At 68.5% G+C, this 23,638-nt stretch carries 16 protein-coding genes and 2 pseudogenes; 7 read left to right on the forward strand and 11 right to left on the reverse strand.

Annotated features, from left to right (window positions below):
- The first annotated feature begins 78 nt into the window (after positions 1 to 78).
- Positions 79 to 678 (forward strand): DUF732 domain-containing protein, encoded by a 600-nt coding sequence (locus tag AB4Z09_RS14425; protein ID WP_442240052.1) that lies wholly within the window; start codon positions 79 to 81, stop codon positions 676 to 678.
- A 51-nt stretch (positions 679 to 729) separates the two neighbouring features.
- On the opposite strand, the gene AB4Z09_RS14430 is transcribed toward AB4Z09_RS14425, so the two are convergent.
- The 6 genes from AB4Z09_RS14430 to AB4Z09_RS14455 form a co-directional block, all read right to left on the reverse strand.
- A complete protein-coding gene (locus tag AB4Z09_RS14430; protein ID WP_174907227.1) occupies positions 730 to 1,644 on the reverse strand; it encodes a cutinase family protein in 915 nt (304 codons plus the stop codon).
- A gap of 267 nt (positions 1,645 to 1,911) precedes the next feature.
- Entirely contained in the window at positions 1,912 to 3,660 is a 1,749-nt protein-coding gene (locus tag AB4Z09_RS14435) for an Ig-like domain-containing protein (protein WP_442240053.1), read from the reverse strand.
- Between the two features lie 22 nt (positions 3,661 to 3,682).
- Entirely contained in the window at positions 3,683 to 5,452 is a 1,770-nt protein-coding gene (locus AB4Z09_RS14440) for an Ig-like domain-containing protein (protein ID WP_442240054.1), read from the reverse strand.
- A gap of 233 nt (positions 5,453 to 5,685) precedes the next feature.
- Complete coding sequence (locus AB4Z09_RS14445) at positions 5,686 to 7,149, reverse strand: glutamate synthase subunit beta (RefSeq protein WP_174907225.1); 1,464 nt, start codon at positions 7,147 to 7,149, stop codon at positions 5,686 to 5,688.
- Positions 7,142 to 11,737: a glutamate synthase large subunit gene (gene gltB / locus AB4Z09_RS14450; RefSeq protein ID WP_442240055.1), complete on the reverse strand. Its 4,596-nt coding sequence runs from the start codon at positions 11,735 to 11,737 to the stop codon at positions 7,142 to 7,144. The genes AB4Z09_RS14445 and gltB overlap by 8 nt, the downstream gene beginning before the upstream one ends.
- 426 nt (positions 11,738 to 12,163) lie before the next feature.
- On the reverse strand, positions 12,164 to 13,135 hold the full coding sequence (locus tag AB4Z09_RS14455) for a YncE family protein (protein WP_442240056.1): 972 nt from the start codon (positions 13,133 to 13,135) through the stop codon (positions 12,164 to 12,166).
- A gap of 280 nt (positions 13,136 to 13,415) precedes the next feature.
- Here AB4Z09_RS14455 and AB4Z09_RS14460 point away from each other — a divergent pair, with 280 nt between their 5' ends.
- Positions 13,416 to 14,435: an FAD-dependent oxidoreductase gene (locus AB4Z09_RS14460; RefSeq protein WP_442240057.1), complete on the forward strand. Its 1,020-nt coding sequence runs from the start codon at positions 13,416 to 13,418 to the stop codon at positions 14,433 to 14,435.
- Positions 14,436 to 14,598: 163 nt separating this feature from the next.
- Here AB4Z09_RS14460 and AB4Z09_RS14465 read toward each other — a convergent pair whose 3' ends face one another.
- A complete protein-coding gene (locus tag AB4Z09_RS14465; protein ID WP_114720346.1) occupies positions 14,599 to 16,050 on the reverse strand; it encodes an MFS transporter in 1,452 nt (483 codons plus the stop codon).
- 186 nt (positions 16,051 to 16,236) lie between these two features.
- Here AB4Z09_RS14465 and AB4Z09_RS14470 point away from each other — a divergent pair, with 186 nt between their 5' ends.
- Positions 16,237 to 16,692 (forward strand): MarR family winged helix-turn-helix transcriptional regulator, encoded by a 456-nt coding sequence (locus AB4Z09_RS14470; protein ID WP_174907215.1) that lies wholly within the window; start codon positions 16,237 to 16,239, stop codon positions 16,690 to 16,692.
- 69 nt (positions 16,693 to 16,761) lie between these two features.
- Here the strand turns inward: AB4Z09_RS14470 and tatA are convergent, their stop codons facing one another.
- From tatA to AB4Z09_RS14485, 3 genes and pseudogenes are all read right to left on the reverse strand, one after another.
- Positions 16,762 to 16,962: a Sec-independent protein translocase subunit TatA gene (tatA, locus tag AB4Z09_RS14475; RefSeq protein ID WP_174907213.1), complete on the reverse strand. Its 201-nt coding sequence runs from the start codon at positions 16,960 to 16,962 to the stop codon at positions 16,762 to 16,764.
- A complete protein-coding gene (locus tag AB4Z09_RS14480) occupies positions 16,962 to 17,636 on the reverse strand; it encodes a Rid family hydrolase (protein WP_174907211.1) in 675 nt (224 codons plus the stop codon). The genes tatA and AB4Z09_RS14480 overlap by 1 nt, the downstream gene beginning before the upstream one ends.
- A gap of 29 nt (positions 17,637 to 17,665) precedes the next feature.
- Positions 17,666 to 19,245, reverse strand: a pseudogene (locus AB4Z09_RS14485) (flavin monoamine oxidase family protein).
- A 238-nt stretch (positions 19,246 to 19,483) separates the two neighbouring features.
- Here AB4Z09_RS14485 and AB4Z09_RS14490 point away from each other — a divergent pair.
- From AB4Z09_RS14490 to AB4Z09_RS14505, 4 genes and pseudogenes are all read left to right on the forward strand, one after another.
- The gene (locus AB4Z09_RS14490) at positions 19,484 to 20,971 is read left to right on the forward strand and encodes an APC family permease (protein ID WP_442240058.1); all 1,488 of its coding nucleotides are present in this window, start codon (positions 19,484 to 19,486) and stop codon (positions 20,969 to 20,971) included.
- Positions 20,971 to 21,708 (forward strand): IclR family transcriptional regulator, encoded by a 738-nt coding sequence (locus AB4Z09_RS14495; RefSeq protein WP_442240059.1) that lies wholly within the window; start codon positions 20,971 to 20,973, stop codon positions 21,706 to 21,708. Before AB4Z09_RS14490 ends, AB4Z09_RS14495 begins: the two co-directional genes overlap by 1 nt.
- 55 nt (positions 21,709 to 21,763) lie before the next feature.
- Positions 21,764 to 22,357 (forward strand): hypothetical protein, encoded by a 594-nt coding sequence (locus AB4Z09_RS14500; RefSeq protein ID WP_442240073.1) that lies wholly within the window; start codon positions 21,764 to 21,766, stop codon positions 22,355 to 22,357.
- Positions 22,312 to 22,452, forward strand: a pseudogene (locus AB4Z09_RS14505) (DNA alkylation repair protein); the annotation flags it as partial. The gene AB4Z09_RS14500 and the pseudogene AB4Z09_RS14505, both read left to right, overlap by 46 nt.
- A gap of 70 nt (positions 22,453 to 22,522) precedes the next feature.
- Here AB4Z09_RS14505 and AB4Z09_RS14510 read toward each other — a convergent pair.
- Positions 22,523 to 23,011 carry an FBP domain-containing protein gene (locus AB4Z09_RS14510; RefSeq protein WP_114720333.1) on the reverse strand — a complete coding sequence of 163 codons (489 nt, stop codon included), beginning with the start codon at positions 23,009 to 23,011 and terminating at the stop codon, positions 22,523 to 22,525.
- Positions 23,012 to 23,638 lie beyond the last annotated feature (627 nt).

A 23,638-nucleotide genomic window follows, 5' to 3' on the forward strand; every position in this document is an offset into this window, starting at 1 on the left:
TGGGGAATTCGCCGCTTTCCGCCGCTACGGAGATTAGGGTCTACCAGTCGGTAGTTTTGCGTGCAAGACTGATCGACCATGACCAGCACACGTGCAGTTACCGTCGTGGTCGCGGCCGCCGGCGCACTGCTCCTCGCCGGGTGCAGGGGCGCGGACTCCGGCACGGTCCGCGCGGAGCACGACACCACAACGGCCGCGGCGTCGTCCTCCACGTCGTCGGCATCGTCGGCATCGTCGGCAACGTCGATACCGGCCGAGGCCACGGCCGCCCCGACGCCTGCGGCCGAATCGCCCACTGCTCCAGCCCCGCCCACCACGACCGCGGCCCCTGCGCCACCGGTGACGACGGTGCCGCCACCGGCCCCGCTGCCGCCGGCGCCCCCTGCAGCGGGCGGCATCGACAGCCGCTCCCCCGACCGGATCGTCGCCGACTCCGGGGAGCGCGGGCAGCGCTATCTCGCCGCGTTACGGGTGGCGGGGATCCCACCGACGGGCATGGACGCCGCCGAGGTGTTGTACGCACAGGGCACGTGCGAGGCTCTCGCGCGCGGCGACGCCCGGTCGAGCGTGCTGGCCGAATTCGATTCGGTCGGAACGGCGTACGCACAGTTCCTCCCGATGCCGGCGGATCGGATCGCGGAGATCTATGTCTCGACCGCGGAGCGGACGTACTGCTGACAATCGAGAGGGCCCGCGAGCCGTCGGCTCGCGGGCTCTACCCCGTGCTCGTCAGGCCGACGACCGCAACCAGTTCGCCATCCACGACGTCGCGGTCGCGCCGTTGCGGTCCACGACGTAGCCCCGGTAGTCCTGGTGCACCTGGGACTCGTAGAACTGCGTGAGCTTCTCGGCGCGGTCCTGGTTGGCGCCGTCGGACGACTGCGCCTGCAGGGTCGGCACGCCGCCCGCCGCGATCAGATCCTGCACGATCGTCAGCGCCTCCTGCGTGTACCGCCCGGTGAGCGGCGCGAGCGGCGACGAGTTCTGGGCCAGGAATCCGGCCAGGCGGGTGACGAAGTCGTCCTTGGGCGTGGAGCAGTAGAGGTCACCGACCGCGCAGAACGTCCGGGTCTGCGGGGTGACCATTCCGAAGCCGCCGATCCGCGGCCCGCCCGCACCGTTGCCGATCACAGGCGGACCGATGAGGGTGTCGCCCTCGGACCTGCGAGGATCGGACAACAGGCCGACCGCCACGATCCGGGACGGGGGCACCACCCCGAGTCCGGTACCGATCTCGGCGGCCAGGTCACCGGCCGCGTCGGCGCCCTGGCTGTAGCCGATGATCGCGAAGTTGGTGTTGCCACACCGCTGGGCCGCGTCGGCGATGATCGCCCGGGCATTGTCGACGGCCTCACGCTTGGAGGCCCCGTAGACCTCTGCCTCCCACGGGAACGCCGTCGCGGCGTACGTCACGTAATCGACCCTCGCCGTCGACGGGAGCGGATCGGTGACGGCGGCCAGCATGCCCGGTCCGGGCCGAGTGTCGGCCTCGGTCGACGTCTCCCAAGTGCCCGGAATGGCGACTACATGGAGGTTCGGGCACGCCGGCGCAGCCTGCGCGGACCCCACCCCGACCGACACCGCCGAAGCGAAAACTGTTGCAACGCAGGCGCCGATCACTGTCAGAGAATTCTTCACACGCATCAACACCGCACCCCACTCACTGATCCGAGTGGCCACTTCCCCATGGCCACGAGCCGTGACGTCCCCTCCCGTGACAACGCCTCCGGGTGACGCGACACGTAGATACTGGCAGGTCTACGTTGCGAGACGGTGCACGATCGGTAAACGCACGTTACCGGACGGACGGTTCCGTGTGGGGTCCTTCGCAGAGCCGACGAAACGGGTGCGCGGGGATCGAAAACGGCGGRCCCCCTCGACTTGTCGAGGGGGCCCGCCGCCTGACTCAGATCAGCCTCCCAAGCTGCCGAACAACCCCGACAAGCTACCGAGACTTCCCGGGCCTTCGTTCCCCGGCAACGTGTCCGGGTCACCGGTCACGCTGACGTTCACGGGTGCCGCAGCCGAGTCGATGAAGCCGGCGTCGGCCGTGAACTGGGCGGTGACGACGAACTCGCCCGGGTTCTGGAAGAACGTCGTCAAGGTCGCGACACCGTTCCCGTCCACCCGCACCGGGCCGCCGAGGAGCGTGTCACCGAGCTTGAACTGCACCATGCCACGCGCGTCCGCCGGGTCGAGACGGGCGGTGAGCGTCACCGGCGAGCCCTTCGCGGTCGAGGCGACCGGATCGACGGTGATCGTGGTGGCGACGTCCGCGGCCGGGGCCTCGGTCACGCTCACCGGGTACTGCAGCGAAACCGACGGGGAGATCCCCTCCACACCCGAGTAGCGAGCGATCACTCGATGAGTGCCGTTGGTAGTGAAGGTGTGCGGGAGCACCGCGGAACCGTCGTCCATCACGTTCGCGGTGCCGACCGCGGTGCCGTCGACCTCGAAGGTCACCGTGCCGCCGGAGACGCCCGGCTCGACCTTCGCAGTGAGGTTCACCGGCTGGTCACGGTAGGCGTCGTGATCCGGTCCGGTGACTGACGTGGCGGTCTGGATGTCCAGCGAGGTCACCGAAACCGACTTCGAGCCGGACGACGGGTTGGAGAACTCCGCGCCCAGGAACTTGGCCTCGTAGGTGTAGTCGCCGTCGACGTCGAGCGTCTGGGTGAGCGACGCCTTGCCGTTCACCAGATCGACCGGAGCACCGACATTCTCGCCGCCGAGAGTGAACTGAACCTGCCCGCTGTCCGGGGTGGGCACCACCGTCGCGCTGAGAGTGAACTCGCTGCCGTTGGTCACAGCACTGGGGCCGTCCAGACGTGTGACGGTATCGACGACCGCGCGCTGGATCCGCACAGTCGAGAGAGGGCCGGCACCCGTGTTGAGCGGACCACTGGAACTGTCTCTCGGGCTGCACTGGGTCGGCGCCCATACGTTGCTCACCGGCCACGGCGCATTTGCCCGCGGAAGGAACGTCAGGAAGTTGGCGTCGTCGGCGTAATTCCCGGCATTGCCTGCCATGCGCAGCTTCAACTGGACCTCGCCAGTGGCGCCGGCCTTCAGTCGCGCCTTGACCTGCGGCAATTGGAAGCTCGTGTTCGCGCCGCCCGTCGCGGCGGCCTTGATACCCCCCTCCGAATTCTTCGAAGCGCTCGGACCGTTACCGATGGTCTGGTTGTTGCCAGACAGGCGAATGATCTTGCCGTTGGCATCCACGGTGCCCTGCTCGTTGACGACGAGCACGTTGGGCGTGACACCGGACAGTCCGGAGCTCGTGCCCGCCACCACCTCGGCGCCGAGGAACTGCGCGTTCTCCGGCATCGCCACGTCGATCTTCAGTCGCGACACGTTGTTGAGACTCGCACCCGAGCCCAGATCGTTCGGTACCGAGATCGGTGGCGGGATGATGGTCACCACGAACTCTTCGCCCGGCGCGACCGACGTAGGCGCGTCGACCGTCACCGATGCCTCCTGCACCTGGTGCTGCGGGCCGCCGGCCAGACTGGAGTCCGGAGTCGCCTGGCACGCGTTCTTGAACGCTGTCGTGACCACCTCCGCCGCCGCCGGGGCGGCGCCGAGCAGTGCCGCACCCGAGGCGACCGTCGCACCCACCGCAACCGGTGCGATGTAGCGGAAAAGCCTGGAATTCATCGATCCTCCTGCACTCATCTCGTCAGCTCCCCAGCGATCCGGTGAACAGCCCGCTCAGCGAGCCCAAGCTCCCTGCACCCGTGCCCGGGTTCTCCGGCGCAGCGGACACGTTCAGCACCACGGGATTCGAGACGGTGTCCCGGAAGCCTTCGCCGCCGAGGAACTTCGCGCTGAGCACCTGCGTGCCCTCGGAGTCGAGCGAGGTGGTGATGGTGGCCTTGCCGTCCACGACGGCCACCGGGCCGCCGATGGCCTCGGTACCCTTGTAGAACTGGACGGTGCCCTGCGCGTCGGCGGGATCGACGTCCACGGTGAGCGTGACGGTCTGGCCGACCACGGACAGGCCCTGGACCTTCAGGTCCGCGTTCACCGCGGTGAGCACGGGCGCGGCCGGAGCGACCGTGGCAGTGAACTCGGCGGAGGTGGAGGCGCCGAAGCCCTCGGTGCCGGTGAACTCGGCGACCACCTGGTAGGAACCGGCGGTGTCGAAGGTGTGCTCGAGAACTGCGACACCGTCTGCGGTGCCCACATCGGCACGTCCGACCTCGGTGCCGTCGACGCGGAAGACGACCTCGCCGCCGGTCGGGATCGGACGGACGGTGGCCATGAGGTTGGTCGGGCTGCCGGCCTCGGCGCTCACCGGTTCGACCACGATGGTCGTGGTGCTCCAGTCGGGATTGTTCACGGTGAAGTCGGCCGACGACGCGGCGGAGTTGTTGTAGCCGCCCGTGCCGACGAAATCGGCGGTGAAGCTGTGCGCCGAAGCCTCCGGGAAGGTGCGGGTGATGCTCGCGGTACCGTTCGAGACCGCAACGGGCTCACCGTAGTTCGCGCCGTCCACCTTGAACTGGACGTGCCCCGCGGCCGAGGCCGGGGTCACGGTCGCCGTGACGGTCACATCTTGGCCGACGAGAGCCGGGTTCGGCGACGCCTGCAGTGTCGTGGTGGTGTCGGCGGTGACGTCGACGGTGTGCGCCGTGGACGTCGAGTTGTGGAACCCGGCACCGGCGGTGAACACCGCGCTGATCGAGTGCGGGCCGACTGTGTCGAACGTGTGCGGAAGTGTCGCAACCCCGTTCACCGGGGTGACCGGCGAACCGATGTTGTTGTCGCCGTCCTTGAACTGCACCTGACCGGCGGCATTCGTCGGATCGACCGTGGCGGTGAGAGTGACGGACTCACCGGTCTTGGCCGACGCCGGCGCCTGCAGCGTGGTCGCCGTGGTCACGTTGGGATCGACCACCTGCACGTTCACGTTGAACGGGTTCTGCCCCGACTGGGTGGTGAACGCGTTCACGTCGAAGAGGAGACCGCTGTCGTAGGTTCCGAACGCGAATGTGTCCGGCACCTTGTAGGTAGCCTCCAACGTGACGGGCTGACCGCCCTTGACCACGAAGCCGCCGACCAGAAAGGTGCAGCCACTCGTGCACTTGGCCGAGACGCCACCGTCGCTCTCGTTGGTGATCGAGGCCCTGGTGGTGACGCCGAGGTAGGTCGCCTTGGCGCTCTGCAGAACGAAGCCGGCGGGCGGAATGTCCCTGATCTTGGCGATCGACCGCTCGAGGCCGCCTCGGAAGCTGATCTCGCTCTTGTAGGTGACGGTATCGCCGGGGTGCAGGACCGCAGGGCCGACGACGGTCTTCGAGTAATTGAGGTTGTCGACGATGCCGGTATTGCTCGACGGCGGGTCAGCGGCCGCGGCGACGCCGGCACCGGCGCCGATCATCACCGCCAGCGCGGCACCGGCGGCGAGCGCCGGTGTCGCGAGTCTACGAAGCGTTGACGAGAACACAGATCCTCCTCGGGTAGCCCGCCCCCCGACTTGGCGGTTATGTGGCGTACATCACACGAGGCGGACCCTAGCCGTTGCAGGATCGTTGCATAAGCGTTTTCTGGTCGATCGTCCAGAAAGAGGGTGTCGAAACGGACGAAGGCCCCGTTCCACGCGAGGCGAATTGCGTGGAACGGGGCCTTCGGGCCTTCACATCGGCGGGGAACGACGCTGGTCCCCGCCGAAATCTGCAATCAGCGCTGGGGCGCGCTGGTGGTCTTGATCGGTGACGGCAGGGCCGTCGATCCCTCGAGGAACTGGTCGACCGCGGCCGCGCACGAGCGACCCTCGGCGATGGCCCACACGATCAGCGACTGACCGCGGCCCATGTCGCCGGCGACAAAGACACCGTCGACGTTGGTTGCCCACTCCGACGAGCGGGCGACGTTGCCGCGCTCGCCCAGGTCGACGCCCAGGTCGGTGAGCAGACCCGGCTTCTCCGGGCCGACGAAGCCCATCGCGAGGAACACGATGTCGGCCTCGAGCTCGAAGTCCGAGCCCTCGACCTTCTCGAAGCGCCCGTTCACCATCTTGACCTCGTGGGCCTTCAGAGCAGCGACGACCTGCCGGCCGTTCTCCTCGCGTCCGACGAACGCCTCGGTGTTGACCGAGAACACGCGCTCGCCGCCCTCCTCGTGCGCGGAGGAGACGCGGTACATGAGCGGGTACGTCGGCCACGGGGTCTGGTCGGCACGCTGCTCCGGCGGGCGCGGCATGATCTCGAACTGGTGCACGCTCTCGGCGCCCTGACGGTGGCTGGTGCCGAGGCAGTCGGCACCGGTGTCGCCGCCGCCGATGATGACGACCTTCTTGCCCTTCGCCGTGATGGTCGGCTCGGCCAGATCGCCCAGCTGCACCCGGTTGGCGATCGGCAGGAACTCCATCGCCTGGTGGATGCCGTCGAGCTCGCGGCCCGGGATCGGCAGGTCGCGCGCCTCGGTGGCACCGCCGGCGAGGACGACCGCGTCGAACTGCTCGCGCAGCTGCTCGGCGGTGATGTCGACACCGACATTGACGCCGGTGCGGAACACCGTGCCCTCGGCCTCCATCTGCGCCAGGCGGCGGTCGATGTGGCGCTTCTCCATCTTGAACTCGGGGATGCCGTAGCGCAGCAGACCGCCGATGCGGTCCTCACGCTCGAACACCGTCACCGAGTGCCCGGCACGCGTGAGCTGCTGTGCGGCAGCCAGACCCGCGGGGCCCGAGCCGACGACGGCCACCTTCTTGCCGGTGATGTGCGACGCGCGCACCGGCTGGACCCAGCCCTCGTCGAAGGCACGGTCGATGATCTCGACCTCGACCTGCTTGATGGTCACGGCGTCCTGGTTGATGCCGAGCACGCACGCCGCCTCACACGGCGCCGGGCACAGCCGGCCGGTGAACTCCGGGAAGTTGTTGGTCGCGTGCAGCCGGTCGATGCTCTCGCGCCACCGATCCTTGTGGACCAGGTCGTTCCACTCGGGAATGAGGTTTCCGAGCGGGCAACCGTTGTGGCAGAACGGGATACCGCAGTCCATGCACCGGCCGGCCTGGGTCTCGAGGGTGTCCGAGGAGAAATCCTCGTACACCTCCTTCCAGTCCATCAGGCGCAGCGGCACCGGACGGCGGATGGGCAGTTCGCGCGACGTGTGCTTCAGAAAGCCGTTCGGATCACCCACGAGCTGCCTCCATGATTGCGTCGTCCACGTTGATTCCGTTCTTCTTCGCGGTCTCGATAGCGACGAGGACCTTCTTGTAGTCGCGCGGCATGACCTTCGCGAAATGTGCCTTCTGGTGCGACCAGTCGGCGAGGATCCGGGCCGCAACCTCGGATCCGGTCTCGTCGCGGTGGCGCTCGATGGCGCCGTGCAGCCACTCGAAGTCCTCGACGCTGAGGTCCTCGAGATCAACCAACTCGGTGTTGAGGTTGGTCCCGAAATCACGGTCCGGATTGAAGATGAACGCGACACCACCGGACATGCCGGCGCCGAAGTTGCGTCCCGTCTTGCCGAGGATGACCACCTTGCCGCCGGTCATGTACTCGCAACCGTGATCGCCCACGCCCTCGACGACAGCGGTGGCGCCGGAGTTGCGGACTGCGAAACGCTCACCCACGATGCCGCGGATGAGAACCTCACCCGTGGTGGCACCGAACAGGATCACGTTGCCGCCGATGATGTTGTCCTCGGGCACGAAGCCCGCGGCCATCTGCAGCGGCGGGCGGACGACGATGCGTCCACCGGACAGGCCCTTGCCGACGAAGTCGTTGGCATCGCCGTGCAGGCGGAGCGTCATGCCCTTGGGTACGAACGCGCCGAAGCTGTTGCCGGCCGAACCCGTGAAGGTGATGTCGATCGTGTTGTCCGGCAGGCCCTGCGCGCCGTAGACCTTCGTCAGCTCGTGGCCGAGCATGGTGCCGACCGTGCGGTTGACGTTGGTGATCGCCGACTCGAACGCGACGGCCTCGCCCTTGTCGAGCGCATCGCGTGCCTGCTCGATCAGCTGCTGGTCGAGCGCCTTCTCCAGACCGTGCTCCTGCGTGCCGGAGCAGTACAGGTCCTGATCCATGAACGCGGACTCGACCTTGTGCAGGATCGGCGACAGGTCCAGCTTGGACGCCTTCCAGTGCTCGAGCGCCTTGGTGGTGTCGAGGACGTCGACCTGGCCGACCGCCTCCTGGAGGGTGCGGAAGCCCAGCTCGGCGAGCAGCTCGCGCACCTCCTCGGCGATGTACAGGAAGAAGTTCTCCACGAACTCCGGCTGGCCCGCGAAACGCTTGCGCAGCACCGGGTTTTGCGTCGCCACACCCACCGGGCAGGTGTCGAGGTGGCACACGCGCATCATGATGCAACCCGAGACCACGAGCGGCGCGGTGGCGAAACCGAACTCCTCGCCGCCGAGCAGCGTCGCGATCATGACGTCGCGGCCGGTCTTCATCTGACCGTCGACCTGGACCACGATGCGGTCGCGAAGACCGTTGAGCAGCAGCGTCTGCTGGGTCTCGGCGAGGCCGAGCTCCCACGGGGCGCCGGCGTGCTTGAGCGACGTCAGCGGCGACGCGCCCGTACCACCGTCGTGACCCGAGATGAGGACCACGTCGGCGTGTGCCTTGGAGACACCCGCGGCGACGGTGCCGACACCGATCTCCGAGACCAGCTTGACATGAATGCGGGCCGCGGGATTGGCATTCTTCAGGTCGTGGATCAGCTGTGCCAGATCCTCGATCGAGTAGATGTCGTGGTGCGGCGGCGGCGAGATGAGGCCGACGCCCGGGGTGGAGCCGCGCACCTCGGCGACCCACGGGTACACCTTGTGCGGCGGCAACTGGCCACCCTCGCCGGGCTTGGCTCCCTGCGCCATCTTGATCTGGATGTCGGTGCAGTTGGTCAGGTAGTTCGACGTGACACCGAAGCGGCCCGACGCGACCTGCTTGATCGCCGACCGGCGCCAGTCCCCGTTCTCGTCCGGCGTGAAGCGCGACGGATGCTCGCCGCCCTCACCGGAATTGGAGCGTCCACCGAGACGGTTCATCGCGATCGCGAGCGTCTCGTGGGCCTCGGCGGAGATCGAGCCGTAGCTCATCGCGCCCGTCGAGAACCGCTTGACGATCTCGCTGGCCGGCTCAACCTCGTCGATCGAAATCGGCTCGCGCAGAACGGTCTTGAACTTGAACAGACCGCGCAGCGACGCCAGGCGCTCGGACTGGTCGTCGACCAGCTTGGTGTACTCCTTGAACACCTCGTACTGGCCGGTCCGGGTGGCGTGCTGGAGCTTGAACACCGTGTCCGGGTTGAACAGGTGGTACTCGCCCTCGCGACGCCACTGGTACTCGCCGCCCACCTCGAGCTCGCGGTGCGCGCGCAGCTCCGGACGGTCGAGGTACGCATTGGCGTGCCGCACAGCGACATCCGCGGCGATCTCGTCCAGGCCGATGCCGCCGAGGTTGGAGTGCAGGCCGCTGAAGTACTCGTCCACGACCTCCTGCGACAGGCCGATCACCTGGAACAGCTGGGCACCGGTGTACGACGCGAGCGTCGAGATGCCCATCTTCGACATCACCTTCAGCACGCCCTTGCCGGCGGCCTTGATGTAGTTCGAAACGGCCTTGTCGAGCGTCAAACCCTGCAGCTGGTCGCTCTGCAGCAGCTCGTCGATGGTCTCGAAGGCCATGTACGGGTTGACGGCCGCGGCACCGCAGCCGAGCAGCGCCGCCATGTGGTGGACCTCGCGGGCATCGCCGGACTCGACGATGAGACCGACCTTGGTGCGGGTCTTCTCGCGCACCAGGTGGTGGTGCACCGCGGACGTCAGCAGCAGCGACGGGATCGGCGCGTACTTCTCGTTGGACTCGCGGTCCGAGAGCACGATGATGCGGGCGCCACCCGCGATCGCCTCGGAAACCTTGTCGCGCACCGTGTCCAGGGCCTTGCGCAGCCCCTCGCCGCCCTTCGCGACCGGGTACACACCACGGACGACGACGCTGCGGAAGTGCGGGAACTCGGCATTGTCGTTGAGGTGGATCAGCTTCGACAGGTCGTCGTTGTGCAGGATCGGCTGCGGCAGCACGATCTGTCGGCACGACKCCGCCGACGGGTTCAGCAGGTCGGCCTCGGGGCCGATGGTGCCGCCCAGGCTGGTGACGATCTCCTCGCGGATCGCGTCGAGCGGCGGGTTGGTGACCTGAGCGAACAGCTGCTGGAAGTAGTCGAACAGCATCCGCGGGCGCGCCGAGAGCACCGCGATCGGGGTGTCGGTGCCCATCGAGCCGAGCGCCTCACCACCGGTGATCGCCATCGGCTTGACGAGGAGGTTGACCTCTTCGTTGGTGTAGCCGAAGATCTGCTGGCGCAGCACGACCCGGTCGTGGGTCATGTACGTGTACTTGCTCTCCGGCAGGTCGTCGATCTGGACGAGACCCTCGTCGATCCACTGCTGGTACGGGTGCTCGGCCGCGAGCTCCGACTTGATCTCGTCGTCGGAGATGATGCGGCCCTGCGCGGTGTCGACCAGGAACATGCGACCCGGCTGCATGCGCATCTTGCGCACGATCTTCTCGGGGGCGATGTCGAGGACACCGACCTCCGACGCCATGACCACGAGGCCGTCGTCGGTGACCCACACGCGGGACGGGCGCAGGCCGTTGCGGTCGAGCACGGCGCCGACGACGGTGCCGTCGGTGAAGCACACCGACGCCGGTCCGTCCCACGGCTCCATGAGCGCAGAGTGGTACTGGTAGAACGCCTTGCGCGCCGGATCCATGCTCTCGTGACGCTCCCAGGCCTCCGGGATCATCATCAGCACGGCGTGCGGCAGGCTGCGGCCGCCGAGGTGCAGCAGCTCGAGCACCTCGTCGAAGCGGGCGGTGTCCGAGGCGCCCGGCGTGCAGATCGGGAAGATCTTGTCGAGCGCGCCCTCACCGAAGACATCCGAGCGGATGAGCGCCTCGCGGGCCCGCATCCAGTTCTCGTTGCCGCTGACGGTGTTGATCTCACCGTTGTGGGCGACGCGGCGGAACGGGTGCGCCAGCGGCCACGACGGGAAGGTGTTGGTGGAGAAGCGCGAGTGCACCAGGCCCAGCGCGCTCTCGAGCCGGTCATCCTGCAGGTCCAGATAGAAGCCCTTGAGCTGCGGGGTGGTGAGCATACCCTTGTAGACGAACGTCTGGCCGGACAGGCTGGGGAAGTACACCGACTCGCGGCCCGGGCCGTCCTCGCCGGCACCGGCGTCACCGAGCTCGTGCTCGACGCGCTTGCGGATGACGTACGCACGGCGCTCGAGGTCCATGCCCGTGACGGTGTCTTCGGCGGAACCGGCGCTTCCGATGAACACCTGACGGAACGTCGGCATCGCGTCGCGGGCGAGAGAGCCGAGCGACGAGTCGTCGGTGGGGACCGCACGCCAGCCGAGGACCGTCAGGCCCTCCTCGGCGACGATCTTCTCGACACCGGACGCGGCCTCGTCGGCGGCGTCGGCGCCCTGGGGCAGGAACGCGATACCGGTGGCGTAGGTGCCCTCGGCGGGCAGCTCGAAGTTGACGACGGCGCGCAGGAACCGGTCCGGAACCTGGAGCAGGATGCCGGCACCGTCACCCGTGTTGGGCTCGGAACCCGCGGCACCACGGTGCTCGAGGTTGACCAGCGCGGTGATCGCCTTCTCGACGATGTCGCGGCTGCGACGACCGTGCATGTCGACGACGAATGCGACGCCGCACGCATCGTGCTCGTTTGCCGGGTGGTAGAGCCCCTGGGGCCCGGGAAGATGCTTCATACCTACTGCCTTCGTATGCGTAAATGCACCGACGACCAGCAGCGCTGATGGCCATACAACTGCAGAGCATGTACCGACACGACACTGTGTTCGGCACCGACCGAGAATGGCTCGTCATTGAGCCTCGGCACGGGACTGACGTCCGCCCCGGCGACGTTGCTCGAGGGCGTTTCAAACGGTCATGAGTCCACCGTGTTGAGAAAAGGTTAATTCACACCCCTGGGACAAACGCAACCAAGGCTCCCCTCTCTACGCTGTGACCTGCGAGTTTGCGTTCGCCTTCTGGGCGAATGCAGCGCACGTCACAGCCTAGGACGAATGTTTCGTCCCCGGGAGGGCGGCGAATTGCAGCTTCGCCACGATCGTCCTACGGCCGCGCTGCGGCCGCATCTCGCTGCGGTGTCGGGGGTGTTGCAGCGGTGCCGATCAGGCCCCGGGTTCGATCGCGACGACCGACACCGTGTTGCTGTCGTAGTTGGTCACGAAGGCGCGCGTGCCGTCCGGGGTGATCGCGACCGCGGACGGGCTGTCACCGACCGTGACGGTCCCGACGACGGCGTTCGCGGCGGTGTCGATCACCGACACGGTGTCGCTCGCGTAGTTGGTCACGAAGGCGCGGCCGCTGTCCGGGGTCACCGCCGTCCCGAACGGGCTGTCGCCGACCGGAACGGTCGCGACGACGGCGTTCACCGGGAGGCCGATCACCGACACCGCGTCGCTGTCCCAGGCGGTGACGTACGCCCGGGTGCCGTCCGGCGTGAGCGCCACCCCGAACGGCCCGTCACCGACCGGAACGGTCCCGACGACGACGTCGAGGGGAATCCCGATCACCGACACTTCGTCGCTGCCCTGGTTGGCGACGTAGGCCCGGGTGCCGTCCGCAGTGATCGCGACCTCGGACGGAAGGCGGCCGACGGGGACGATCGCGGTCACCGCGTTGGCCGCGGTGTCGATCACCGACACCGTGCCGCCGTCGTAGTTGGTGACGTAGGCGCGGGAACCGTCGGGCGTGATCGCCACACCCTCCGGGCTCGCACCGACGGGCACGGTGGCGGCGACCGCGTTGGTGGCGGTGTCGATCACCGACGCCGTGCCGCTCTCGGAGTTGGTGACGTAGGCCCGTGCCCCGTCGGGGCTCAGCGCCACGCCGGTGGGGAACTTGCCGACCGGCACGGTCGCGGCGACGGAGTCGGTGGCGGTGTCGATCACCGCGACGGTGTCGTCGAAGTAGTTGGTGACGTAGGCGCGGGAACCGTCCGGCGCGATCGCCACCTGAGTCGGTCCGCCGCCGACCGAGATCGTCGTGGTGACGTTGTCCGCGTGGACAATTGGACCGGGCAACATCAGCCCCGCCACCGACACGGCGACCGCGGCTGCAGATGTGGACAACGAGATCATGCGTATTCCCTTCTCCAAGCCGACGAATCGCCGGAGTCGGGCGACCGACGCCGCCATCGCCACCAGGGACGACCATGGTTGTGTCCGGCCGACTCCCGACGGCACCCGGCACGCTCTCAGGCCCGAAACCAGACATCCACCTCGCTCACCGTCACGGCGGCGCATCAGTTCTCATCTCCATTGGACGCCGTGCCCACGAGCCTGTAAACACCCAGACGATCCGGGGACGGCGTGAAACGCTGCCCGGGAGGATTGCGACACCTCCGGTACGGTCCCTCGCATGGCTGGTTGCGCAGCGATCCTCGGGGGCGGCATCGGTGGACTCACGGCCGCCAACCATCTGACCCGGCGCGGCTGGGACGTCACCGTCTTCGAGCGGTCCGCGGCCCCGCCCACGACTGGAACCGCGCTGGGGGTGTGGCCGCAGGCGGTGGCGGCACTGGACGATGCCGGCGTCGCTGACGGGGTTCGGAAGCTGGGCGCGATGCAGCGCCGCGCCGCGTTCCTGCGGCCGGACGGGTCGGTGATCGGACGGGTCGACAGCGAACGCCGCACCGCCTACCTGATCTCCCGGCCCGCCCTGCACGGCGTGCTGCTCGACGGCCTGCCGGGCGGGGTCGTCCGCTTCGCGACACCGTCCCCCGACCTCGCGACGCTCGCCGGGTTCGACGTCGTCGTCGCCGCCGACGGCACCCGCAGCGCCACCCGCGACGTGCTGTTCGGGGCGCAGTACCGACCCGGGTACACGGGAATGACCGCCTGGCGCGGATGGATTCCGGGCGAGGCGGCCTCGGTGAGCGAGACGTGGGGGCCGGGTGCGCTGTTCGGTATCACGCCGCGCGAGGGCGGGCTGGTGAACTGGTTCGCGGCGGTCCGCTCCCCCGCCGAGTCGACCGGTGGGCTCGACTTCCTGCGGGCCCGGTTCGGCGACTGGCACCAGGACATCCGCAAGATCCTCGAACAGGTCGACCCCGACGTCGTGCTGCACCACGACCTCTACGAGTCGCCGCCACTGCCGTCGTACGTGCGCGGCAACGTCGCGCTGATCGGCGACGCCGCGCACTCGATGGCCCCGAATCTGGGGCGCGGCGCGTGCGAGGCGATGGTCGATGCGGTGACGCTGGGCCGCCTGCTGACCGAGCACCGCGTCGCCGACGCGCTGCGCCGCTACGACCGGGCGCGGCGGCGTCCCACCCGTCGACTCGTCCGGGCGTCGCACCTGGTCGGCCGGGTCGCGACCGCGCGGCACTGGATCGGTGTGCGCGACGCCGCCGTCAGGCTGGGTTCCCGTTTCGCGTGAAACATCCACCCGCGGCGCGGGCGGGGGCCAAAATAGCTACTGGCCGCAGCGAGTGAACAGCTGCGGCCAGTGCAGGACGAACAGTAGCACCTGTTGAACGTTTGTCTCACAGGGATCGGAACTTCTTCGCGGAGTGTCCGATCGCCCGGATCGAACGCCCTGATCAGGCCTTGGCGGCGACCTTCTCGTCGACATCCGCCGTGACGGGATGCGTCGACGCGGCGGGCTTGCGGCCGGGAATCGCCGACGCGATCGCCGCCGCCACGAGTGCGACACCACAGCCGATCAGCAGACCCGTACGGAACCCGGCCTCGGTGGGCATCGTGTGACCGCCGACGTCGACGCTCATCTGCGCCAGCACGACGCCCACGACCGCGGCGGCCACGGACGTACCGACCGAGCGCATCAGGGTGTTGAAGCTGTTGGCCGAGCCCGTCGCCGACGGCGGCACCGCACCCATGATCAGCGCGGGCATCGCGCCGTAGGCCAGGCCCACACCCGCGTTGGAGATACAGACGACCACGAGCAGACCCCACGTCGACCCGAGCAGCAGCATCGACGATCCGTAACCGAAGGCGATGACCAGCGCGCCGAGCACCAGCGTGACCTTGGGGCCGCGGGCGGCGGACAATTTCGCGCCGAGCGGCGAGACGGCCATCATCACGAAGCCGCCGGGCAGCATCCACAGACCCATCGCGAGCATCGACTGACCGAGGCCGTATCCGGTGGACTCGGGCAGCTGGAGCAGCTGGGGAATGATCAGCGACTGCGCGTACATCGAGAACCCGACGACGACGGACGCGGAGTTGGTCAGCAGCACCTGCTTGCCGGCGGCCAGGCGCAGGTTCACCAGCGGATCGCTGGTGCGCAGCTCCCACCATCCCCAGGCCAGGAGCACGATGACCGCGGCCGCGAACAGTCCGAGGATCGACGCGCTGCCCCAGCCCCAGACGGCACCCTTGGAGACGGCCAGCAGCAGGCTCACCAGGCCGGCGCCGAGGCCGATCGCACCGACGTAGTCGAACCGGCCGCCCGCGGCCATGGCCGGGGTGGCAGGGATGAGACGCCAGATCAGGACGCCGATGACGACGCTGAGCACCGCGCAGCCCCAGAACAGCACGCGCCAGCTGGTGTTCTGCGTGACGGCCGCCGAGATCGGCAGACCGAGCGCGCCACCGATGCCGAGGGTCGCGCTGATCAGGGCGATCGACGATCCCAGCTTCTGCGGCGGCACCAGCTCACGCAGGGCGCTGATACCGAGGGGCACCATTCCCATGCCGAGGCCCTGCAGGCCGCGGCCGATGACCATCGGAGCCAGGGAGTCGGCGAGTGCACACATCACCGAACCGGCCGCGAGGGGGAACGAGCAGAACAGCAGCATGCGCCGCTTGCCGAGCAGGTCACCGAGCCGTCCGGTGACGGGCGTCGCGACGGCGCCGACGAGCAGCGTGATCGTGATGACCCACGACGCGTTGGACGCCGTCGTGTCGAGGATGCGAGGCAGGTCGCCGATCAGCGGCACCACCAGGGTCTGCATAAGTGCCGCCACGATGCCGGCTACCGCCAGCACTGTGACGATGCCGCCCGAACGGGCGGTGGACGCGGAGCTGTCCACGGGACTCCCAACTTCTAAGATCAACGGATTTCGTTACTCAAACTAGTTGCAGCATACAACCAACTTGTATCGTGCAATCGAGTTGTATCGCGCAAAATCCCAGCTAGGGTGATATGTCCGGTTTCGCGGGGCACAATGGGAGGGCATCGAGCGCCGAGGACCGATGCGGGTTGTGAGAGGACCGAAATGCAGAAACCCACGCATCTGATCGACTTCGAGACCATGCTGCTCGGTCGACACGTGCACCACAACAGCCCGCGCCCCCGCCGCAGCGGCGGCCACCTCGACAGCAGCGCCTACGTGCTGCTCAGCCGCATCGACATCGAGGGCCCCATGTCGATCGGACAGCTCAGCGACGCCCTCGGCCTCGACACCTCCACCCTGCACCGGCAGACCACCTCGATGCTCGGTAGCGGACTCCTCGAACGTATCCCCGACCCCGAGGGCGGGATGGCCCGCAAGTTCCGCATCACCGCGGAGGGCAAGGCCCGCCTCGATGCGGAACGGGCGGGGAGCATCACGGCGCTCGACAAGATGATGGAGGACTGGGAGGCCGAGGACGTCGCCGCCTTCGCCGCCTACCTCAAACGGTTCAATACCGACATCGAGAGAATGGGCGGACGGCCCTGGCCCCGGCCGTGACCGGCGGCCTCCGGACGTGAAGAAGCCGCGCAACAGATTTCCGTTGCGCGGCTTCTCTTCTCGGTGGAACTACGCCGACAGGCGCTTCGCGGATTCCGGTGCCCCGACCTCGGTCGACTGGTCGTCGGCCTGCAACTCACCGACCTCGCTCTTGAGGATGCGCAGCGACCGGCCCAGGCCGCGGGCGGCGTCGGGCAGCTTCTTCGACCCGAACAGCACCAGCAGGACCACCGCCACGATCGCCCAGTGCCCCGGGCTCAGCGCGCCCATCAGGACGGCTCCTTGCCGTCGGGGTAGACGGCGTCCACCTCGACCTCGACGAGCCAGCCCGCCACCGGCAGCGTCCCGACCTCGAGCGCGAACCGGGTGGGGCGGGCGCTGTTCCGTTCGATCGGCGCGGCGGGCGCCGCGGTGCCCATCGGGACCAGCACGGTGTCGCCGGTCTCGAGGTTGGTGTTGGCGAAGAACTGGCGGTACGCGCGGTTCCAGCCGGCGTAGTCGGCCCGGTCGGTGCCGGGGGCGTTGTCGAGGAACACCCGCATCGTGACGACGTCCTCGAGCGTCAGTCCCTGGGCTTCGAGATTGTCGCGAATCTTCTCGAGCACGCCTATGCCCTGCGCCTCGGTGACCGTCACACCGGCGGGGAGCACTCCCCCGCCGAACTGGCTGTCGATGTACGACTCGGGGGTGCCCTCGGGCGCCGACTTGTCGGACGCGGAGGGTCCGATGCCGCTGGTCTTGTAGACCGCGGTGTTCGCGCCTATCGCGACACCCTGCGCGATCATCGGATTCGCCTCTCCCACTTCGAGAACCGACTTGGAAACGAAGGTGCTCCCGGGTGTGGTCTCGGCCTCGGCGGTGTCGGACGAGCACGCGGTCGCCGTGACGAGCAGCGCCGACGCGGCGAGGGTGGCGGCGAAGGTCTTGCGGGCAACGGATTTCATGGTGGCTCCTCTGCGAATGTGACTGGAATTCAGGCGGCCTGGGCCACACGCTGATGAATGTTCGTGACGACGTCCCGGGCCGACGTGAACGCGCCGTGCTGCCACGCGATGGCGTTGGACAGGTGGTCGCCCGCGAAGTAGATCCGGTCCACCGGATCGAGCAGCTTGGTGTACTCGGGCGTGGCCATGCCACCGTGCGAGTCCCCGGCCCCGGCCCACGACGCCCCCACGCCGACTCCGAGTACTTGGTGCGCCGCCACGAACCGGAGAACGACGACGAGATGTCACGGGTGTACTTGTCGCCGTGGATCTCCGAGCCCTCGGCGAGCGCCTTCGCCAGACGCTGCCGGTGCGTGAGCGACTCGAATCCGAGCTGGCGTCGCCCCGAGCTGTAGTACGCGACCACGACGCCGCGGTCGGAGTTGTAGTGGTCGTACGGGAACATGATCTGCGAGATGTCGCGGTCGGTGTTCGACGCACCGCCGTAGATGCGGTCCTCGGTCTCCCACCAGCGGCGGGAGTACTCGATGCCGAGCTTGCCCGACGACGACGGCTTCGCGGCCCGCAGCGCGGTGATGATCTCGGACGGCAGGTTGTTGTCGAGCCGCTCGATCAGGTGCGGCGGGATGGTGCAGATCGCGTACTCCGCGGTGACGGACCTGCGCTGCCCGCCGACGCTGTACTCCACCGTCACGCCCGCCGGGGCGTTCTTCATCGACGTGACCTCCGCACCGTAGACGAGGCTGTCGCCGATCTCCTCCGCGAAGCGGTAGTAGATGCGGTCCATGCCGCCCACCGGAGTCAGCATCGTCATCGCCTGGTCGTACTCGAAGTCGAACGCGAAGTTGCGGCCGATACCGCTCTGGATGACATCCTGCATCCCGAACGGCTGCTTCTGCGTGCCGAAGTTGAGACCGGCGCCGGGCTCGGTGTCGTAGCCGCGGCGCGGCGAACCGAGATAGCGACCGTCGTCGGACAGATCACCGAAGCTGGTGAGGAACTCCGAGAGTGCGTCCTTGTCCCCCTTGGTGAGGACGTCGTCGAGCGCGCCCTGGTTGGTGGCCTTCTGCAGCAGTTCGGACATGTACCCGAACGTGTCGGCCTTCGCCGCCCGGTAGGTGATGGACTGGCCGGCCAGCGGCCGGCTGCCCGTGTAGTTGACCATCGTGTTGGCGTTCTGGTTGCCGAACATCTGCAACTCGACGCCCAACTCGCGGCAGTAGTCGAGGGTGATGTGCCCCTGCGGGATGCGGGTGGCGCCGAGGTTGAAGAAGTGGCCCTCGGAGAACGTGCACTTCTGGGTCTCGCCGCCCAGATCCGTCTCCTCGGTACCGGCCCGCACCGACCACACGCGGCCACCGGGCCGGGTCCGCGCCTCGAGCACGGTCACCTTGTACCCGGCCTTGCGCATCTCGTACGCAGCGCACAGCCCCGCCGGTCCGCCGCCGAGGATCACCACCGAGTGATCCCCCGCGACCGAACCGACCAGGTCACCCGGTGCCAGCGACTGGAAGCGCCTCGGCGTCGCCGCGGTGGCCGGCGCCAGACCGATCGAGGACATCGCCCCGTACGCCAGGCCCGCGCCACCCGTAACGCCGAGCGCCTGCATGAAAGATCTACGTGTGAATGCCATTTCACGCTCCCAAATGTCCGCCCGGCGATCCGGGTGATCCGTTGGGACTCATCCTGGAGACGGCTCGGGTCGGGAAGTTGTCACCGGTGAAACGGTTCAGCGCGGCCGACTGAGAACGCGGGCCACTGCGTGCTCAAAGCGTCTCGGGCGGGTGCGATCGGTGGAAGCACGCCGGCAATATCCCTGTTACACAGCCGGACTAGCGTCACGCGCTATGTCCGCACTCACCGACGCGATCGCGCGCTCGTTCACCGTCCGTGAACCCGGGCGGCCTGCGCTGTCGCCGATGCGGGCGCTCGGCCGCCGGCAGCTGTCGGGCGTCGAGGTGCTGGCGCAGTCGGTCGCGACCACCGCGCCGGCCGTGTCGATGGTGGTACTGCCGGTCACGATGCTCACCCACGGCCACCTGCTCGGCGGCATGCTCACGATCCTGGCCGCGACGGTCGCGGTCACCCTCATAGCATTCTGCCTCTCGCAGTTCACCCGGCGCATGGCCGCGGCCGGCGGGCTCCACAGCTTCGCCTTCCGCGGATCCGGGTCACGGGCCGCCCTCACCGCGGCGGTCGCGATGCTGGTCAAGTACGTCGGCAGCGCCGTGATGACGCTCTACCACGGCGGGCAGGCGGTGATCGCGCTGTTCGCGTTCGCGGGCATCGGGGCACCGGCACCGATCGTGTATCCCGTTCTGGCGGTGTGCATCCTGCTGTGCCTGGTGCGCAGCGTGCGCTTCGCCGCGATCGCCATCCTGGCGATCGAGACCTGTTCACTCGCATTCATCGTGGGCCTGATGCTGTTCGGCGACAGCGCCTCCCAGGTCGCGATCGTCCCACCGACGTCGGGGCACGGGATGCTCGCGCTGATGCTCGCGGCACTGTTCGCGCTCGCCGGATTCGAGAGCGCCGCCTTCTTCGGTCCCGAGGCCCGCCGACCGCTGGTGACCGTCACCCGCACCGTGCTGCTGACGCCGGTGATCTGCGGTTCGCTGTTCGTGCTCGCCGGATGGTCGGCGTGGACCGGKCGCAGCGACACCCTCGTCAACGCGTACCTGCACGGCACCGCGACCGGAGTGAGCCCGCTGGTGGTGATCGTGCTGAACGTCGGACTGTGCTGCTCGTGGCTCGCGTCGGCGATGTCGTCGTCGAATGCCGCGTCGCGCCTGGTGTATTCGCTCGGCGTCGAGCGGGTGCTGCCGTCGTGGTGTGCCCGCGTGCACCGCTCCTTCCGCACGCCGGACGTCGCGCTGACGCTCGTGGTCGGCGTCGTCATGCTCGGCGGCGGGACGTTCGCGATACTCGGCACAGGTGTCGTGTTCGGGGACCTGCGGCTGGTGGTGCGCGGCGCGGTCATCGTCGCGTACGTCGTGGTGGCGGTGGCGTCGGTCCTGTTCCTGAGCCGGATCGGCGAGCAGACACCGGGAGTGCTCGCCGCCGGCGCGCTCGGCAGCGGCGCCGGGGTAGCGGTGCTCGGATACCTGTTGTACGTCAACATGATCGACGCGTCGTACGTGGTGCCGATCGCGGTGATCGTGATCCTCGCTTCGGGGCTGTCGTGGCGCGCTCATCTACGTCGTCGCCGGCCCGACGCCCTGCTGCGGATGGGTGCATTCGACAGCGCCGAGACCGCCGACGTCCTGCCTGGTGCGGGGCTGTTCGCCGCCGACGCGACCGGGGAGACCATCCTGGTCGGCCGGGGCGGACGCTGATGGCGGTCCGCGACCTCGGAGGGAACGAACCGCGTGCGGTGCAGCGCGCCCTCGCACTGCTCGAGGCCGCCGCCCGACTGGGCTCCGGCGCGTCCGCGAAAGACATCGCGGCCCTGGCCGGCATCCCGCCGGCGACCGCCTATCGACTGCTGAACCTCCTCGTCGCCGACGGCTACCTCGTGCGGATCGCCGACCTGTCCGGGTTCGCCCTGGGCCGTCGCACCCGCGAACTGGCCGGGGCCGCAGAACAAGCCACCCCCGTCGACAACCGCGTCGTGCTCGAGGAGCTGCGCGCGCAGGTGCGGTACGGGGTGTACCTCGCGTCGTACACGGCCGGCCGGGTGCGCCTGGTGGACCGCGACCCCGACCACGAACTCAGCGGCGAGCGGACACTGGTGAACGCACCGCACGCGTCCGCGATCGGCAAACTGCTGCTCGCGTCGCGACCCGACCTGGCGTCCGGCCCGCTCCGGAAGGTCACCGCCCGCACCATCACCGACCCGGACACGTTGGAACTGGAACTGTCGGTGATCCGGCGCGGCGAGCCGGCCCGCGAGGTCGACGAGATCCGCGTCGGACGCTCCGCCCTCGCCGTGCCCGTGCACGACCGGGGGCGCGCCGTCGTCGGGTGCCTCGCCGCCATCGGCCCCACGGGGCGGCTCGCGGTCGACGACGACGAGCTCGTGGAGTTGCTGCGCGCCTATGCGGGGCGGGTGGTGGCGGGCGCGACCACCTGAGCAGACGCGGCCCGAAGTGGCGCCGAACCCGCAACCCAGCTGCGAGACTGCGGTGGTGACGCTCCAGGAACACCGCTCGGAACGCGTATCCACCGGTTGGATCACCGCAGCCTTCTGGGCGGCCGTCGCGTGGTCGGGGTACCTCCTGATCGGCGCTTCCCCGTGGTGGCATTGGGTGCTGTCCACCGCCGTCGGCGCCGCGCTCACCGTTGCCTGGTGGCGTGAACGCCGGCGCAGCAGGTACTGGCATCTGTTCGGGTTCACGTGTGCCGTCGTCGCCGCTCTGGCGCTTTCCGGCAGCGCGACAGCGATATTCGCGACCTACTCGGTTCCGGCAGACAGTGTCGGTCAGACGGAGACCGTCTGCGGATCCGTGGTGAATCCGGTGCCTGCGGACGAACTGCGCGTGACGGTGGTGGCGTCCGGCGAACCGGTGGTGACATCACGGCCGATTCCCCGGAGCGAACTCGAGCGGGTGTGCAGCGACAACCGCCGGTACCGGATCCGCGATGCGACCGGGCTGGCACTGGTCGGCCTGCTCTTCGCGGCAAGATCGGCCGGGCATGTCCTCCCCCGCCGCAGCCGGGCGGGCTGTGTCCCCGTCACGCCGAGCTCCGGGCCGACGCGATCGACATCGGTGACCGCCTGAGGGTGCTCGGGAACTACCCGACTCCCCCGAACTGTACGTCCCCGTCCGCGCCCATCTGGATCACCGAGATGGTGCGACGACAACAGGTCCAGTAGCGGCGGCCTCCCGAAGCCGACCGGCCGCTCTCACAGACGGCCGCGCCCGACTGATCCGGTCGGCGGTCGGTCAGGCGTACAACCGGTCGACGAACGCGTTGATGTTCTCGCGGACCCGTTCCGTCTTCTCCTCCGGGCTGAGGTCCTCGCGGTACCGACTGCCGAGCGTGGGCTTCTTCCTGCCGCGTGCGTAGAGCGAGCAGGCCAGGTCGATGCACATGTAGATGCCCACCGAGTTCCCCGCCCGCCCCGACTCGCCCACCTTGTTCGCGGTCATGAGCGCGACACCGCCACGGGTGTGCGTGGTGAGGCAGATCGCGCACATCTGCGACTTGCCGGAGCCGTTCGGTTCGAACCGCATCGCGACGCCGACCGCGCCGTCCGCGCGGGGCAGAACCACGTAGCCGCGGCCGGGGAAGGCGGGATCGGTCCAGCCCAGGAAGTCCAGGTCGTCCCAGGGCCGGCCGTCCAGATCACGCGGCGCGGGCAGGCGCTTCGCGTCGCCTTTCGAACAGTTGACGAACGATGCGCGGAGGTCGCGTTCGGTGATCGGATCCATAGCAGGACCTATCCCTTCGATCGTTCGGACAGCTAATCACCGCCACGATACGACCGGCCCGGGGGACGAACAAACGATTATCCGCGGCATCGACGAGATCCGCGTCGGACGCTCGGCCTCGCCGTGCCCGTGCGCGACCGGGGGCGGGTGGTCGCGGGCGCTGCGCAGTCGGCCTGAGCGCCCACTCCTCGCCGCAAGCGACGGAATGCCGCGCCGATAGAGAAGGAATGGGCGCAGAGGCTCATCGGACGCCCGGAACACGCAAAGATGACGTCATGCCGTTTCCTGATCCGTGGAACCACGACAGCCTGGTGTGGCGCATCCCGATGCACGACAGCGCCGCCGAACCGGACGGAAACCCGGCTTTCGACCCACCCGGGGCATGGGTGCGGGCACTCGGCGCTGTCGCACGCGATCTCCGATGCCTGCGGTACGGGCGGGAAGTGAACGTCGATCGTCTCGTCTGGGACTTCTCGCTCGACAGCGAGTACCACGTCTCGATCGGCTGGCAGGGCGTTCGAGGTGTCAGCGGCTTCAACGCCGGCCACGGTCTGACGATGGATGCCGAGTTCGGTGAAGCCGCAGTCTGGGTCGCCATCTGCTCGTGCCTCGGCTGCACGGAACGGA

The sequence above is a fragment of the Rhodococcus sp. TAF43 genome (assembly GCF_052113525.1).
GTDB lineage: Bacteria > Actinomycetota > Actinomycetes > Mycobacteriales > Mycobacteriaceae > Prescottella.

Excerpts from the sequence above, each read along its gene's own strand:
- AB4Z09_RS14510 (WP_114720333.1), bottom strand. The coding sequence starts at position 23,011 with ATGGATCCGATCACCGAACGCGACCTCCGCGCATCGTTCGTCAACTGT.
- AB4Z09_RS14435 (WP_442240053.1), bottom strand. The coding sequence starts at position 3,660 with ATGAATTCCAGGCTTTTCCGCTACATCGCACCGGTTGCGGTGGGTGCG.
- tatA (WP_174907213.1), bottom strand. The coding sequence starts at position 16,962 with ATGGGCGCGCTGAGCCCGGGGCACTGGGCGATCGTGGCGGTGGTCCTG.
- AB4Z09_RS14425 (WP_442240052.1), top strand. The coding sequence starts at position 79 with ATGACCAGCACACGTGCAGTTACCGTCGTGGTCGCGGCCGCCGGCGCA.
- AB4Z09_RS14495 (WP_442240059.1), top strand. The coding sequence starts at position 20,971 with ATGGCGGTCCGCGACCTCGGAGGGAACGAACCGCGTGCGGTGCAGCGC.
- AB4Z09_RS14480 (WP_174907211.1), bottom strand. The coding sequence starts at position 17,636 with ATGAAATCCGTTGCCCGCAAGACCTTCGCCGCCACCCTCGCCGCGTCG.
- AB4Z09_RS14430 (WP_174907227.1), bottom strand. The coding sequence starts at position 1,644 with ATGCGTGTGAAGAATTCTCTGACAGTGATCGGCGCCTGCGTTGCAACA.
- AB4Z09_RS14470 (WP_174907215.1), top strand. The coding sequence starts at position 16,237 with ATGCAGAAACCCACGCATCTGATCGACTTCGAGACCATGCTGCTCGGT.
- AB4Z09_RS14455 (WP_442240056.1), bottom strand. The coding sequence starts at position 13,135 with ATGATCTCGTTGTCCACATCTGCAGCCGCGGTCGCCGTGTCGGTGGCG.
- AB4Z09_RS14460 (WP_442240057.1), top strand. The coding sequence starts at position 13,416 with ATGGCTGGTTGCGCAGCGATCCTCGGGGGCGGCATCGGTGGACTCACG.